The organism is Haloarchaeobius salinus (genome assembly GCF_024464185.1).
Classification (GTDB): Archaea; Halobacteriota; Halobacteria; order Halobacteriales; family Natrialbaceae; genus Haloarchaeobius; species Haloarchaeobius salinus.
In genome coordinates, this window is record NZ_JANHAU010000002.1 from 931,106 (window position 1) to 947,960 (window position 16,855).

Annotated in this window: 8 protein-coding genes; 2 read left to right on the forward strand and 6 right to left on the reverse strand. The window is 60.1% G+C overall.

Translation table 11 applies throughout. The annotated features are described in order from the left end of the window. Positions 1-669: 669 nt before the first annotated feature. The 5 genes from NO345_RS11420 to NO345_RS11440 form a co-directional block, all read right to left on the reverse strand. The gene (locus tag NO345_RS11420) at positions 670-4,125 is read right to left on the reverse strand and encodes an ATP-dependent helicase (protein ID WP_256299281.1); all 3,456 of its coding nucleotides are present in this window, start codon (positions 4,123-4,125) and stop codon (positions 670-672) included. Beyond that, on the reverse strand, positions 4,122-5,027 hold the full coding sequence (locus tag NO345_RS11425; RefSeq protein WP_256299282.1) for a RecB family exonuclease: 906 nt from the start codon (positions 5,025-5,027) through the stop codon (positions 4,122-4,124). The genes NO345_RS11420 and NO345_RS11425 overlap by 4 nt, the downstream gene beginning before the upstream one ends. Then, the gene (locus tag NO345_RS11430) at positions 5,024-7,084 is read right to left on the reverse strand and encodes a PD-(D/E)XK nuclease family protein (protein ID WP_256299283.1); all 2,061 of its coding nucleotides are present in this window, start codon (positions 7,082-7,084) and stop codon (positions 5,024-5,026) included. Before NO345_RS11430 ends, NO345_RS11425 begins: the two co-directional genes overlap by 4 nt. A 5-nt stretch (positions 7,085-7,089) precedes the next feature. Further along, positions 7,090-9,210: an Aq_aa27 family P-loop NTPase gene (locus NO345_RS11435; RefSeq protein WP_256299284.1), complete on the reverse strand. Its 2,121-nt coding sequence runs from the start codon at positions 9,208-9,210 to the stop codon at positions 7,090-7,092. 63 nt (positions 9,211-9,273) lie between these two features. Next, positions 9,274-11,952, reverse strand: coding sequence for a Piwi domain-containing protein (locus tag NO345_RS11440; RefSeq protein WP_256299285.1), 2,679 nt, complete (start codon positions 11,950-11,952; stop codon positions 9,274-9,276). 258 nt (positions 11,953-12,210) lie between these two features. Between NO345_RS11440 and NO345_RS11445 the strand changes: the two genes are divergently transcribed. Next, positions 12,211-13,887, forward strand: a complete 1,677-nt coding sequence (locus tag NO345_RS11445; protein WP_256299286.1) for a DUF8612 domain-containing protein — start codon at positions 12,211-12,213, stop codon at positions 13,885-13,887. Positions 13,888-14,117: 230 nt separating this feature from the next. After that, positions 14,118-15,422, forward strand: a complete 1,305-nt coding sequence (locus tag NO345_RS11450) for a PD-(D/E)XK nuclease family protein (protein ID WP_256299287.1) — start codon at positions 14,118-14,120, stop codon at positions 15,420-15,422. A 35-nt stretch (positions 15,423-15,457) separates the two neighbouring features. Here NO345_RS11450 and NO345_RS11455 read toward each other — a convergent pair whose 3' ends face one another. After that, on the reverse strand, positions 15,458-16,852 hold the full coding sequence (locus tag NO345_RS11455; protein WP_256299288.1) for a hypothetical protein: 1,395 nt from the start codon (positions 16,850-16,852) through the stop codon (positions 15,458-15,460). Positions 16,853-16,855 lie beyond the last annotated feature (3 nt).

Here is a 16,855-nt window from a genome sequence, read left to right on the forward strand (position 1 = left end):
ACCATATCGCCGATAGTGACAATATGGGAACTACTTTACCCGCGAAAAGACGGTGGAGCGCTCAACACACCGCGCGCATCACCGGGAATCCCTACCTTCCTCGATGAAACCTTTGGAATGCCAGTACAGCACCGAGGAGGTGCGGAATCTGGAAGGCGACACGCATCAAAACGACTCAACCAGACGCTCTCTGGACCGGAGGCCGGAGTACTCAATCCGCCGTGAGGGGATCGTCGATGTCCGGTACGCTGAACAGGGACCAGGAGTCGTCGAGGTGGTCTTCGAGTCCGTTGGCGTATCTATTTTTCGAGAACGGGCGAACCGTTCGTCCCGGTCAGCCGGTCCCCCAGGGGACGTGCTCGGCCTTCGTTCGTAGGCTCTCGACGAGGTCTTCCCGACTCAACGTCGCCCATACACGAAGATGAAGTCCGAGCCTGGGAACTCCACTGCGTCGGTGAAGGTATCGAGTTCCGCCTCCCGGTCGTAGACGATCATACTTTGAGTAATGATTACTGCGATAATGACCTAAACACTCGGTCACCCAGGTCCACCCGACAGTTGCTCGGACTGCGAACAGCGTCCCGAACCAAGCCTGGCGACATATGCAAGCGAATCAGGGCTGGAGAGACCGGAAGACCGTCCGTCAGTCCAATCGCGCGGTTTTGACTGTCACTCTTCGAATCCGGGACCGACCGTGAACGAATCCGGCGCGCAGGCCAGTTGGTTGTGTTGACACCACTGACAGTGGTCACCAGCAGTGTACCGACCGAAGGCGAACTCGACAATACGGGTTATCGACGCCGTCACGTCGTCCCTGACCGCCGCCAGGTCAGCGTCGCTGAATGTTCGGGATTCGACCGTCGGCCCGATCTCACCGACATAGGCGTATCCTGCACGTGCGACAGGTTCATCGTACAGGTCACGACATGCCAACAGGTAGATCGGGAGTTGCTTGTCGTCCGCTAGGTCGCGGTGACGTTCGGTGGCCTTGTAGTCGATGACGAGCAACTCATCGTCTGGCGTCCGGTAGACGGCGTCGATGTATCCGACGAGTTCGTGCCCATCGATGTCGAGTTCGAACTCTCGCTCCGCATCGATGAGCTCGTAGCTGGCGAGGTCTAACTCGAAGTACCGGTCGATACACTGTTTCGCCGCCGGGAGTGCGTCCTCGGCTCGGCGTTGACTGGCGAGGCGCTCACAGATTTCGTACCACTCCGCACGCCGGTCCACAGTTTGGTTCGCGGCTTGCTCTGCCGTGTCGTGGAACAGCAACCCGATCTCACGTTGCGAAACACCATCCCGGGCTTCATTCGTCGCGTCCTGATAGTCGGGGAATGCGTTGACCACGTAGTCCAGGTAGTGGCTCCGCGGGCATTCCTCGTAGGCTGCCAGCGACGTGTAGCTGTGCGAGAGCGACGGCGACGGTGTCGACGGGCCGTTCAGCGACGTCACTTGGAGGGTCTCTCGCTCGGCTCTCGGTGAAAGATCTCCGTTGAGGGTGGCTGTTGCGAGGTCTAGCACGCGGTCGCGCGCAGCTTCGACTGCGAGCTCGTCGCCGCCGTGAGTGACGGTCCCTCCAATGCGCCCGACAGTCTCGCTTGCCAGCGTGTCTGTCCAATCTGCCGCATCATCCGGGAGGCACTCCTGAACGTCGGTCCAGAGCGGGAGCTGCCCGCGCGCTGGCTGCCACGGGATTCGGGCGGGGAGAATCTCCTCGACGGCCTCCGAAACCGGGTGCACGTCCGCAGCATCGTCGTCATCCTCGGTACCGCCCTGGAGGACAAGGACGTCTTCGGCGCGCGTGATTCCGACGTGGAACACGCGCCGGGTTTCACGCCCGTCACGCTCGACGAAGTCCTCGGCGAACGCCGCCTCCGCGCCATCCGAGAGCCCCGTTTCGAGTGCGTCGTAGGTCCGTGAGCTCGGGGCCCACTCGTCGGCCGTGACTTGCGGGATGAGGACGACCGGGAAGTCCAGGCCTTTGCTCTTGTGGATGGTCATCACGTTGACCGCGTCGTCGGCGATGTCCGGCTGACTCGTCGGTGTCGAGCCGCTCTCGTCGAACAGGGAGTCGTAGTGTTCGAGCGAGTCGATGAACTCCGGCGTGAGCGGTGGTTGAACAGCACTGTCCCCGTACTGTTCGATGACGTCCTCCAGCTGGGCGAGATCCCGGCGCTCCTGTTCGCTGAGGTACCACTCGATGTTCGTGATGTCCGTGAGTTCGCGGTACAGGTGACTGAGCGACGCCGAGTCACGGATGGCGAGGAGCTCTGTGACGTGTTCGCGGGCTTCTGCGACGCGGTCGGGTTCCTCGAACTCGTCGAGCGGCGTCTCGCGGAGCGTGTCCACGAGCGAGTCGTCGCCCGCGTTGAGCGTACGGAGATCCGCATCGCAGAGCCGGTACCGCATCAGGAGGACGCGATTCCAGCTCACCTCGTCTTCGGGCCGCGCGAGCGCCTTCAGGTAGGCAGTCACGGTGCCGACGCCGACTGATTCCGTAGCCAGATCACCAGCAACCTGGTACGGGATGCCGGCATCCTCGAACTCCTCGATGACCGGCGTCGCGTGGTCGTTCTTCCGGACAAGCAGGGCAATGTCGCCGGGGTCGTACGCCTCGTCGAGGGTGTCTGCTGCGCCGCTCAGAAGATTCTGGACGACGGTGCGAAGCTGGATCGCGCCGTCCGCATCGTCATCGTCCGGGAGCTCGACGGTGGCGACGGTGTCGCCATCGTACTCGGGTTCGTCGACGCGTTGCAGTGTCTTGTGTCGTTCGCGGTGGTCGAGCTTCTGAATTGCTTCGTTCGCCAGGTTGAGGATCGGCTGTCGGGACCGGAAGTTCTCTTCTAACGGTTCATCTTCGAGCGCGGCGAACGCGCGGTCGAGTTCATCAGTGATGTTGGCGACGTTCGCGCCACGCCACTCGTAGATCGCCTGATCGTCGTCACCAACGACGAACAGGTTGTCGTCGGTGACCAGCGACGTGACGAGGTCGAACTGCAGCCGGTCGGTGTCCTGGAACTCGTCACAGAACACGTAGTCCCACCGGTCAGCGATTTCCTCGCCAACCGGCGAGTCCATCAGTGCGGCCGTCTCCACGACGAGGCCGTCGAAGTCGATGAGGTTCCGCTCGTCGAGTTCACGCTCGTACGCCGAATAGCCCGCCGTCAGGTCACGGGCCGTGAGACAGTCCGAGAGGAACGAGTCGAGATGGTCCGTGAGTTCGAGGTCGAGATCGTCCGGAATCCCCTTCGGCGCACCGTTCGCGTACCCCCCTAGTAGGTACTTCGGGAGCTTGTACGCGTTGTCCGGCAACGCTTGATCGCCCGCCTCGTGGGCTTCGAACGCTGCTTCCAGTTCGTCGCAAAGCTCGATGATGCGGTCGAGGAAGTCGCGTGCGCTGGCTTCGATGCCGTCTGTTCCAAGCGCGTCGCGTTCAGCGACAAGGTCAGCACGCGCGTCTGGAAGTGAGTCCAGCACGCTTGACACGGACCGGCCGCCGAGGTGGTCGCTGGCAATAGCTTCGACGCGCTCCGAAAGGTCGGCGAGTTCGTAGACGCGGTCAGCAGGGCCGAGGAACGCGTCGATGTCGTCGGGCGTGATGCCGCTACGTTTCATCGACCCGATGAAATTGAGCAGCTTCGACGCAGCCCCTGACGCGTACCCGTCGCTCCCGTACACGTTGGGTTTCACAGACCGGTATTCGATGTCCTCCAGGACGTCCAGCACGATGGCGTACTTCTCGGCGTCCGTGGCGACCTCGAAATCCGGATCGATCCCAGCTTCGTACGCGTAGTCGGTGAGGATCTCGTTACAGATGGAGTGGTACGTGTACGCGTCGATGTCGTATCCGGCCGCGCCGAGTTTCGCGTTGAGTTTCTCACGCATCGAGTCCGCAGCGTTGTTTGTGAACGTCAACGCGAGAATCCGGTCGGGGGACACGTCCTCCTCGTCGATGAGGTGCTCGATCTTCCGAACCATCGTGAACGTCTTCCCCGTCCCCGCCCCGGCGAGCACACGCATCGGGTACGCATCGGAGTTGATGATCTCCCGTTGCTGGGGCTCCGGTGACACGTCCTCTTCCGGAACTGGGAACCACGACGGATGCTCGTCACCGTCGTCGCTCATCGGCGCACCTCCGTCGACAAGCGGTCCGCACACATCTCTCGATAGTCACAGTCCGGGCACGCCTCCTCGTTGATGAGCTCGAACGGCTCCGGCTCGAAGGTCTCGCCCGTGATGCCGTCGTGTGCATCCCGTATGAGCGCCCAGATCGTGTCATAGTGGTCGTCGTAAATCTCAGTCGTTTCCCGACCCCACCCGCGGGCAGACACATCGTACCCGGTAGGGGTACTCTCGAACGACGTGCTGTTGAGGAGACCGTAGAAACTGAACCGGACCTCCATCCCGTCCTCGTAGAACGGTTCGTTCTTCACGCCCTCGATGTACGCTGCCGTCTGGAACGCATTCCGCACACGCTTCGGCTCGTGGGCCTCCCCGTCGAGATGCTCGCCGAGATACTCAGCTGTCCCGTCGGAGAGCATCCCGCGTGTTTTCCGCTTGTAGTCGAAGATGTGCAGGCCGTCGTCCGTCCGGATGACGTTGTCTGCTTTCCCGTGGAGTCCTCGCCCATCTACTTCGCACTCTACCCAGCACTCGGTGGCGATTGAGCGACGGGCGTGGTCGATGCCGACACCGCCATCGGGCGCGAAGAACGACTCGATAGCAGCCCGGTTCTCAGCACGCTGGTACTCCTGGTGCGCAGCAGATTCGTAATCATCCGCGGTGCTGTGCTCCTCCCACTTCGCATCGAAAATCCGCATCGCCCGGTCGTGAATATCTGCCGGGTCGTCGTCGCGGTCGGTCGCCTCACACACGTCCTCGATTGTCTCGTGGTAAATCGTCCCCTGGTTGAGGTAGAGTTCGGTTCGGTCCGGTGCGTTCACGTCTTGAACTTCTCTGTAGTCGTACAGTCGTGGACACGTCGCGTACGTGGCTAACGCCGACGGTGAGAGCGACTCCTGGCTCATCGCCGCACCTCCCCGTTAGCGAACTCGACGCGCGCACGCAACGCTTTCCGGAGGTCCTCGCCACGCGCTCCGCTCTTTTCGAGCAGGTCCTGGATCTCGCCGAGCTCCGCTTCTACCTCGTCGAGCGACACCGTCACGTCCTGACTGTTTGCGCGCCGCACCTGGGCGAGCGCGTCGTCAACCCGCGACAACAGGAAGTCCTCCGCCGCTTGCTCGCTCGTGATGTGTGGGTCGTCAGCGTCGGTGACCCACGGCAGGCGGTCATACGCCTCTGTGAGGAACCGCGACGCCTGCGCACGCTCTTCCAACGCAGTGTCTTCGAACTCGTACAGACAACAGTACAGGTGCTCGTCCGCAGCGCCAGCCCCAATCGCTAAGCGTCGCCGCGCGTGTTCCGTGTGGTACCGCGCGAACGGCCGGCTTGACGCCGTCGATGTCGTCGGGAACGTCGCATCCACGTCCGGTTCGTCGATCTCCGTGACACTAGGGTAGTCCGGCATCGCCGCGACCCGCTCGGTCGGGAACAACCGCGTCAGGAACGGGTCACCCGGGTACTCACTGTCGACGAGATTCACGAGAAACACCGCGCGGAACGACTCGTTCTTGATCGCCTGCAAGTGATCGACGCGGACGCCGCCGTCGAGGTCAGTCGCGCTTGTCTGGTTTTGTTGCGGTGCGTACTCGTGGGCGCGTTCGAGCATCTCCTCGACGGACTCCCACGTCGCATCCACGAACGCCGTGTCTTCGAGGAACTCGGCCATCCGAAACGCCCGCTTGATGTTCCCGAACTGCGCCCGCGCGTTCAGCGGGGTCGCGCGTTCCGCAATCCGCTCTTTCAATCCCGAGTCAGTCGCCCACCAGCGAAGCCCATCTTCGAGGCTGTCCATCTCGCGGACGCGATCCAAGCGCTCCGTATCGATCTCCGGGCCGTGGTCGGGCACTTCACCTTCGTCGTCGGCAGCAAGATACCGGACGGCAGCGAGAAGTTCCCGAATCGCAGGGTCGTCCCCGAATCCAGTGACAGTCGTCGATTCCGCCGGGATCCCGGTTTGTTCGAACGCTTCGATAGTGTCCGTAACCGCACTCCCGCTTTGCTTCGTGGCGACCGCGATATCGTCGTAGTTCCAACCCGACTGCCCGACGAGGGCTTCGATCTCGTTGGCAACCTCGGCGAGTTGCTCGTCACTGGAGTCCGTAGCGAGGACGGACACCGACCCTGTTTCCGGGTCTGCCGGGTCAGTTTCGTCGGCGAAGTACGATGCTGTGGCAGCCGGTCGCGTCGACGGCGTCTCTGACGCTCCGTGTCGGGACTCGCTGAAGGAGACGTAGTCCGTAACGGGACCTGTCTCGACCCATGTGCGGCGTACACTCGCGTTCTCTTCGGCGATACAGACGAGGTCACAGTCTCCTGCGAGCGCGTCGAGATACGCGCGGTCGAGCGGGAAGAACTCCTCAAACTCGACTGCGAGTACCGCCTCGAAATCGACGACATCCTCGCGGGCATCCCCGGTGAGGACATCGAGCGCTTCCGAAATGAGTTGCCCGCGTTCCATGTGGCCGTGCTCGGCTAACCACTCGTGGAATGCGTCGAGCGCAGCCGTGATGTCACGGAGTTCTGGGGTTTCGTCAGGCGTGACTGTTTGCCAGGAGATCGTGCTCATCACGGCATCCACGTCCTCGATGAATGACGGCTGTTCAGACGCCTGCTGGAGGTACTCCGTGTCCCACTCGTACTCTTCGAGGAATCGGTGGAGGAGTTCTCGCCGCAGCGCGTCGGAGAGAATGACGCGGTCATCGGTCTGGTTGAGGACATCGGTCGCGTGCACGACGAGTGAGGTCACGTACGGCGTCGCCGCACCCGGTAGTTCCTCACCTAAGGTCTCCCGGAACGTGTCTGTACTCGTCGGCGCACCCGTGACGACGAGCACATCCTCAGAATCGTGCTCGTCGAGGAGCGCTCGGTATTCGTCCCGCGCTGTCCGTTCGACGTTTTCGCCCCCGAACGGTGCCGTGACTAATGTCCCGTCGAATCGCCGATGAGGTGAGTGGTCAGACATGACTGTTATCCTCGGACGAGCCGTGTGACCCGAGACAGAACACCGGTGTCGTCAGCGGCTGTCTCCGTGTCGCGTCGTGCATCTTCGATGATACTGGGCTCATCTATCCAGCTCTTGAACCTGTTTGCGCTTTCAAACTGAACCGCCGGCCCGTAAATCCCTGCCCGGATATGGGCTGGCGTGGCTTTCTGGAACTCCCAGCACTGCTGCTGATCCAGATTCGCTGAGAAATCAGCGATGACACGCCCGTCGTCCTTGAAATCGAGTTCACACAGCTCGTCGGACAGCGCGCTGGTCCACTTCCGTCGTCCCGGGTCGTGTTCCTGCTCGGCGGGTGTCTCCAGCGGCACGTACTCTGGTGGTTCCTTTTCGGCATACGCGTACAGTTCCGCGAACACGTCCCGAGCATCCGCGAGCCGGTCTGACTGGTCTGGCAGCGAGATATCCCGCTGCAAGAACAGGTGAGCGAACCACGGGAACAGGTTACAGCTGTCCGCCTGCCCCGCGATCTGCGCGGCGGCTTCCCGTTCATCCTTCTCCAGCTCGGAGAAGTTGACGTTGAAATCCAGCGTCTTCATCCGGGTCCGAAGTTCGGATTTGGGTTTCGTCGAGTCGTTCGAGGAGAAGATGAACGTCGGCATCTGGATGGAGCCGTCCCACTTCCCCTCCCAGTACGACTTGATGATGTCCCGGTCGATCTTCGACTTCGCCACGTCGTCAACGATGTACGGGAAAACGGTGTCCGATGCACGAGCACGCTCGATGTTGTTTTTGACAAAGTCGTCGCCGGTCGTGACCTCCTGTACGTACCCGTTCGAGATGAGTCGCGCCCCGAACCGCAGGAACATGCCTTTCCCGCTGTCGTTGTCGCCGTGAAGGAACAGGAACGGCAGGTCCTTGTCCAGTTCCGCGGATTCGTATTCGGCGTAGTGGTGGGCGCAGTAGTTTGCGAACGGAGCCCAGCAGAAGTAGATCACCCCTTCGTAGAAGTGCGCGCGCGTTTCCTTCGTCGTTCGCGTTTCGCCGAACTCGCCGACCGTTTCGACGTACTGTTCGATCAGGTCGAGCGCGTCAGCGACTTCCTGCGGGTCATCCGGGAGCGGTGCCGTTAATTCGAGAACCGAGTCATCAACCCGGAGCCCGACCGTGTTTGCCTCCTTGTCGACGTTGAGGTCCGGGTATCCCGTGAAGGTCTCTTTGTACCGTGCGATACCGGCGGGTGTCGCTACGATTTTCCCGTCGTTGATACGGATGTTGTTGGCGGATAGCGTGTCGTCCAGGTTCGAGATGGCGTCTTCGAGACCTTGCGGGGAGAGCCGCACACGCTTGTCCGGACTGATCTCTGTTGGGTCGGTATCCGTATCTTCAGCGGCGAACACCGCCTTCTCTGCGTCTTCGGCGTCAGTGACGACGTTGTACGTATTGACTTGGTCGTCGTCAACTGCTTCATCGAGCCGGGCGTTCAGCTCGGCGACCGGGTCGTCACTGAACTCGTCGCCGCCTAGCCAGATGTCGTAGATCTTCGCCTCTTCTTCTGCCGTGTCGGCGTCCTCGATCTCCTCTGTGAGGTCTTCCATGAACGGCGTCGCGTAGTCCTTGTGGAACGCGTAGAGCCGTTCGAACCACTCGTCGACGGGCGTATCTCCGTCGGTACGCCAGGCCATGTTGACGTTGGTCTGTTTGCTCCCCTGCCAGGCCTGCTTGGAGAGGTTTGCCGACCCACAGATGAGTGTGCGAGACCCGTCCTGGTTCTCGACGATGTAGAGCTTCGTGTGGAGGAGGACGCGTGCAGAATCGACGGTGTGGATGAGGAGGTCACCGTCTTGGCGCAGTGATTCCAGTTGCGCGGCGATTTTCTTCGCGTTGTTGGTGTTCTTCAGCGACCGCCGGTAGTCGTCGTGCTGGTTGTCCCCGACGATGACCTCCAGTGAATCCACTGCGAGGTCCTGGTTCTGAAACATCTTGTAGATGAACGCGGGGGACTGACTGTACGTGACGCAGTAGACGTGCTGAGCGTCACCGAAGTAGTTCAGGAAACTGTCCCATGATTTGTCGGCAGCCATCTCCAGATCGGCGGTGCTGCCGTCATCGAACTCGACCGTTGCTTCAAATTCAGTCTTGGGCATGCGAGGATTACCGGTGTATCGACGGATGCGTGAGTGGTTGGGTGGTTCTGTACTGCCGCATGGTCAGATGTACGGGACGCCGCGAATGACGCTCCCCTTGGTGAGGTAGCCCTTCATGGCGAAGTCGGCGCACTTGTCGGCGTAGTACGTGGTGATAGGGAGCCGGGTGGAGCGGCTCAGCGACCCGACGTGCGCTTCAGACAGCCAGTAGGTTTGCTCCGCGAGCGTGTCGAGGTCTGTCGACCCGTGGCGTTTCACGATCTGCAGCGGCCGCGGCGTGCCAGGGCTGCCCTCCTTCCCACCGGTCGTGGTCAGGTAGGAGTGGTCGCCGTTGTGGACGTGGAAGGCGACGCCCTTGTCCGCGATGTCGAACCGTGAGTTCGATCCGTCGTATTCGGCGATACGGGGGTTCCCTGATTTCCGAATCTCGACGAGGTCGAACCGCTGGATGAGATCGCGGGCTTTGTCGAGGCGGTTGATGAGGCTCTCGACGTCGAGGTAGAACTTCCCGTCACGGTGGATGACCACGTGCCGCGGTGGTCGGCCTTCCTCTTCGGCGAAGATTTCCAGGACGTGCTTGATGACGTTCGCTACGTCGTCCTCGTCGAACGTCTCGCCAGCCTGCTTCGTGACGGCCTCGGACGCGAGGATGGTTCCGTCGGCCATGATGACGTTCGCGGCTGCGCCGAGGTGTTGCTTGGTCGCGTGGTCGTAGGTCACGTCGAGGCCGACGAACGCGTCAACGCCCCCAGGAACGTCGTCGATCCGCCATGGTACCCCGCCTGCTTTCCCGATGAGGGATGAGCAGATGTTTCCGCCGTAGTTGTCGTTGCCGAGATTGTCGACGGAGATCATCTGACTCGGCACGCCGAGTTGGCCGAGCCGTCGCTTGAACTCGGGATACGGGTCGTCGTAGTCCGCTTCTGCCGCCTCGTCTTCGTCCGGAACGACGATCAGTGCCGCATCGTAGTCACTCGCTTTCTGTGCGGGCTGGGAGTAGTGGAACTCCGATCCGAGTTCGTAGGTGTCGCGGTCGAACGCTGTCGGACTCGCATCGTACTCTGCGAGCTTGTTGAGCAGCGAGAGCACGTACGGCCGCGCGTCATCTTCCTCGTCTTCGGGATACAGCGCGATGATGTCGAATGACTCTGGAGCCTTGTACACGCCGTAGCCCTTCCGTTCCAGCCCGCCAGCCCCGTAGTACCCCGTTTGTCCGCCACCGAACCGCAGGTTCGGGATGTTCCGCGTCTTGTGTTCTCGATACCCGGCGTTCGTGGGTTGGGGGCTTGGGTCGAAGTTGAAGTACGGTGTCGGGCCGAGCAAGTCGACGAACGACGTGACGACGTTGAACCGTTCCTCGGGTTTCATCCGGCTCTCGTTGTGGATGACGTCCAGGAACGCGTCATCGACGCGACCCAATTGGTCGAACGTCGGGATGACCTTACAGTACTCCAGGAGCTGCGGGAAGATCGAGTCCTCGCCGCTCCCGTACTGCAGATCAGCGATGATCGGGTCGCCGGCTCGCATCGAGTCGATGACGTCCTGATCGACGTGTTTCTCGTGGTACTCCGACATCGGGACGCCCGGCCCGTCCAGCACATCATCGTAGTCCATGTCGACGATCTCCTGGACTGTCGCCGTGCGCGCACTGTCGTACAGGTCCGTGTCGTGCTCAACGGTCACATCGGCGATGTCCTGTCCGCGTTGCACCCACTCGGCGGCGGAGAACGTCGATTCCAGATGGTACGCGACGTTCACGCCACAAATCACGGTCCCGTCAGCATCGACACGAATCCGGCACTTGTACTTCCGATAGGCTTCGAACAACCCGCTGTTGGCGGTCCGCTGCGGCGTGGGCTCGATGATCGAATCGATCCCCGACACCTCGAACCGACCGGTAACGGCTCGTTTCACGTCCTGCTTGACGAACTCCTGGAGCGGCCCATCGTCCGTGTACGAGCGCGCTTCCAGTGTCGTCTCGCCCTGATGGACCGGCTTCACCGTATACCCGTGAATCGAGATCGTACCGTTGAGTTTCTCGGTCGCGTAGATACGCCGCCGCGACGCATCGGCCGTCGTCACGGGACTCCCGATCCGCGACTGGTAGTAGTTCGCCGCCTTCGCCGAGAACCCCTCAATCCCGTTCGTGAAATCGTCAGGGTCGATCCCGCCACTCCCGGTCGCTCGGAGTTCGTACTCGTGGACCGGTAGCTCCGGCAGCTTTCCGAGTTCGAACTGCAGCAGGTAGTTCCCGTCAGAGAGCGGCTGTTGATGCAGGAGCTCGCCGCCTCCATCAGCCGTCGGCCGCGAATTATCATCGACCTCGCTTCCGCGAACGAACGCTTCAGTATTGGACGCATCCGATGTTGCCGCGGCAGTCCCACTCCCTTTGGACTGCTCAGCAGAGTCTTCCGCGGGATTACCTTCGGCTAACTCGTCGTTCTCGGCAGCGGCTGGAGGGTCGTCTAACAGCGCGACAGTGAGGTCGTACCCTGGATTGAGTTGCATCTCCCCCTGGAACTCGTTCCCGACGACGTTCTCCAGGAGATACCACTCCCCGATCTCCCACTCGAAGTCCGCGACATCGTTGTTGTGGAACACCGTCAGATCTACCGCCGCGCCGTCGACGTCCTCCAGGTGGATTTTCCGAGCGATGGCATCGTGCTCCCACTCGTCAATCCCTGTGACGCGCAGCGCGATGTCGATCTCTTTCCCATTCTCGATATCAGCCTTGACTGCCATCTACGCCCACCAACGGACGCCCAGAATAAATAGGTTTCCACTAGATGAATCTCAAACGCGGTAACTCAAAGTTAGCGGTAACGCACTCAAAGAAAGCGCCTTGGGCGCGCCGATGAGGCCCTTCTGAGGAAGTATTGAACGACGCCGAGGACCGAAAGTCTGCCACACTGAGCCGGATAGCCAGCAGAGCTACAGTAGAATCTGAATAGCCACATCGAGATGCGTGAATATTTGTACTAGCCTATAATAATCGACTGTATGCTCGGGACAGGGAGCGCAGAAGAGTTCATCGACGACGCCGAACACCACAACCAGTGGTGGAGTGACGGCACCTCTCCAGAACTATCGGAAGCCATAGACCTCACCCCACGATCTGATTTCCACCGCGTTCTCAAGACGACGAATGCCCACTACACTGACGGCGTCGAGAGCCTCGTCTACGCGATTCACGGCCAGACCGGCATCGGCAAAACCACCCTTCTCCACCAACTCGTCGCAGCGCTCCTCAACACGACCGACTTCCCACACCAAAACACAGACCTCGAACTCACCTCTGCAATCGAACCGCGACAAATCCTCTACATCCCCCTAGAAGACTCCCTATACCAGCTCGAACGCGCAGGCGACGACATCAAACGCCTCAACCAGGTCATCGACTACTTCCAGACCCACGTCGCACCCCGGCAAGGACAAAAATTCATCCTCCTCGACGATGTCCAAGCCCTTGACCTCGACGAGGATCAGAAAGCGGAGCTACTCGATCTCGTTGACGAGAACACGTACGTATTCCTGACCGGCATCGTCGAATCCCAAGTCGATCTCCCCACTACCGAATCCGCCGACACCGTCGAGGAATTCGAACTGTGGCCGATCCTCCCTATGAAATTCATCGACACGGTTCAAATCGGCGCAGGCCTCGGCGTCGATTTCGATGACGAATTCCGAACCCGACTCGAACAATACCAATCATCAGACTTAGACGGGCCATCGCCAATCAAGACGATCCGAAACGGGCTGTCCAGAAGAGATTCTGAAACCAGTCTCGACACGGCCGTAGAGACACTCTCAGAACTCTGCTTCGACATTTTCGATGCGGACGACCGCGACAACCTTCACGACGCCGCGCGCGCATACCTGCGCACAGGCGGCACTCTCCATCAGACAGACAACCCATCGATCCGGAACGAACTCTCCAAATCCCACTTCCTCCTCTTCCTCTACAAAGAACTCGCCAAGTACCGGTCCATCCAACAACCCGAAAACCTCCACCGCCTCAGCTCCATCGCCGCCACCAACGCCGGTGAAGAACTCCAGTACACTGACCTCAGCGATCAAATCGGCGTCGACAGACGAACCGTCGACAACTACCTCGACGTACTCGACGAAGGCATCGCCGTCACCGAATCACAAGACTACTCCCTGCGACGCTACCGCCGCACCCGCCTGTATCTCCGCAACCCACGTCACCTCGTCCTCCTCTCCCAACGACAGGAACACCACGGCTTCGAAGACTACGAACAGCAAGACACACTCAACCACGAATTCGAGTACAAACTCGCCCGCACCGTCGCCTTCGACCACGCCAAACGCCTCGCATACACCGTCGGAGCATACGATGTCGAATACACAGAAACCGAATCCGGCCTCATCGACTACATCCTCCACCGCAACGGGGACGTCCTCCCCTTCATCCTCTCCTACCACCCACACACCGGTAACGCCGAAACAATCGCCGAAGAATTCGACCCCGACTCCGGCCAACACACCGAATCCGATAGTGAAGACCTCCGAGAATTAGACTACCAGGCACCGTACCGGTTCATCATCACTGACAGCCTGCCAAAGAATGTCCGGGAAACTGGCTCATTAGTCATTGAGAAAGACGAGGCCAGCATCTGCTATCTCCCATACTGGCTATTCCTCCTCATCTGCTAAGAGCTCCCCTCCGTCTCTGTTGACAATCTGGTTTATGTCGTAGCTTTACAGCGCTTATACGAGAGGTATTCATTTCCGCGTGCAGTTCCTCGGCAAAGCGTCTATACCTCGGCAGTGAGTTGTTCGGAACTGATTGGATGACTACGATAGACGATGCTCGGCGGGAGTTAAAGACGGTTACACGCCGGTGGGAACAACTCACCGCTGTCCCCGAAACTCCCCGATCACTGATGGACGTGATCGAGTACTCGCTGGGATCGCAACGGAAGGCCGAAGTCTACATCAACCGGCTGTTCGCGTACTTCCTCGACCCGGAGCAACCACACGGGATGGATGAGGAATTCCTTCGCGCATTCCTCGACGGGCTGCCCGACACCTGTGGATTCGGGGAGGATACCTATGATCTCTCTGACGTCGTCGTTGATGACCAAGTGCGACTCACAGAGCGGGCTGGCGGAGACATCGAGTCGTCGGGGTTCGTCGATCTGAGCGTTCAGGTTCCGAACGAGTGGTTCCTCCTTGTCGAACTCAAGTTCTCTGCTGAGGACACGCAGACCGAGTTCTATCGACGAGACGTCACCCACATCGACGGGACTCCCAAGACCGACTACGAATCCGCTGCGTACTACCTGTACCTCCATCAAGCGGACCGACCCGAGGCGAACGATCCAGAGTTCAGCAACTGGACGTGGACCAGCTTTCTCGATGCTGTCCTGACTGACTTCATCGTCGAGAACGCCCCCCGGTATCCACAACGAACAGTGGTACAGCTCTACGAATTCATCGACGACATTCGCTCCATCACCGGTATGTCAGACCCGACCGACAACGTTGACGAGAAGGTCGCACTGTATCTCAACCATTACGAGGCTATCGCCGACGTGACTGCCACGTTCGAGGATCAATGGGAGACATTCTCGCACAACTGGCAAGCCCGGCTTGCGAACCGTCTCGCGTCCGCTGAGCTCGGATCGATTCAATCAGAGGACGAGTATCACGTCCGGTTCGAGTGTTCGAACGACGCTGTCGGCGACTGGTGGTTCCGGGCGACGAGCGCTGATTGGGGGATGCTCTTCAAAAACGGGTGGTGGCGACACACTGACGACCTCACCGACGTGCTCCACGACCGACCAGACGACCACAACGACGCCAGGATCGGCTTCCACCATCGCCTCGAAAACGACCGCGAGAACGCCATCAGAGACCGGACACTCACGCTGTACTTCCGAAACATGGGGGCGAACGATCAGTCGTTCATCGACGCCGTCTGCGAGCGATTCGATGAACGCGCCGAGGCTATCGACGCTGCGCTCCCAGGGACGGCCAGTCGCACCGGCAACAAACGAAATCTGCTCTCAGCGGAGTACGACATCGTCCCTGACGAACACGACGATTTCTTCGCCGCGTACGTCGCCGCACTCGAACGAGGCGTCTGCGATCTGATCGTCGAGAATCCGGAACTGATAGGCATTCTCGACGACATTTACACCGACGCCGTCACAGATGTCTATAGTTCCGACGTTCATATACCGTGATTCCCCCTTAGAACCGGGTTCCCTGCGACTTCTGTTCACAACACCGACCCGGGCGATTGCGGGTATTGGATGATCGTTATCTCCTCGTCAGAGTTAGCAGGCACGTCGTGGGATAATTCGTCGACGAAGAGTAACCCCTTCACAGCGACTGAGCCCAGTACGTCGTCCGGGGATTCGACGTAGTCATCAGTCGAAGTCCGTTTCACGAATGCCATGTACTCCAAGAGCTCCCGTAACCCAGTTGCGACGTAATCGATATTCTGCGTGTACTTCACTTCGCCGAGGAACACCTGTTCAAGCTCGCTCCCGCCAGTCGTTGTTTCCCGGTATCGTTCAAGGACGATATCGGGACGACCACCCCATAACGAATCACTGCCGCCTCGGCCAAGAAGCGTCTCGGAGAGCGTCTGCCAGCGCGACAGTACCTCGTTCATTCTGTAGAGGTACCCATCGGACTCGACATCTTCTGCATCGATTGACTCGTTGAACGTGAGGCTCTCACCGGTCGAATCGTGCGACAGAACGAACCGTGACCCGTCGTACTCCCACGTCGCAATCGTCGACGGGTTGTCCCGACCCTCAGTCAACACTCGGTACTCCACACCGTCGTAGGCATCCAGAACCTGGAACACCCAGTACAACTCAAACAGTGTCTCCGCGTTCTCCGGCGCGATGAGCGTGTGATTCAAAATTTCACGCGCCTCGGTACTGTCCAACTCGTAGTTCATCAACTGACGGTACCGATCCAAAAGCACTGCCGCGTCCTGGTAGAACTGTGAGCGCGAGCGCTTGACCGATTCGACCGTTCGGTCCGTGAGATCAGCATCACGGACGTCGACGCGCTGTAAGTAGATGTTCTGCTCGTAGATCCGGTCAAGCATCTCCGCAGCCGATTCCGCGTCTCGGCCTTCTACGCTGGTCTCCGATGTTACCCACGCGTCCAGCCAGTCGTACCCTTCGGGGTTGGCCAGCGCGTAGGCGAGGTCATCGGTGACGATGTCGTGGATGACGGTCAGTAGCCGCTTGAGGACGAGATTCTCGTCGATGTTGTAGTGCTCTTCTGGCTGTCTGCAGACGAACACCGGCTCGTCTAACTGTCCCGCGCGTGCCCGCGTCTTCACCGTCTCCTGCCAGTCGATCTGCCCGCGAATCTCACCGCGATGTTCGAACGATTCAGCGGACGTCGTCGTCTTCATCCGTCGAATCCGGTCCTCCAACTGCCGCATGAAATCCAGCACACCAACTTCGGCGGCGTCCTCCTCGGCATCAGTCAAGACGAAATGAATCCGCAGTAACGTCTCGATGTCGTCGATATCCAGTTCAGCGTGTGCTGACCCGATCACTCGGTCGAAGCGCACTCCCTTACGCAGGTACGTGTGGAAGTCGTCGGCGATCTTGTCCAGTAACGCCTCCTCAGTCGTCTTCACCATCGT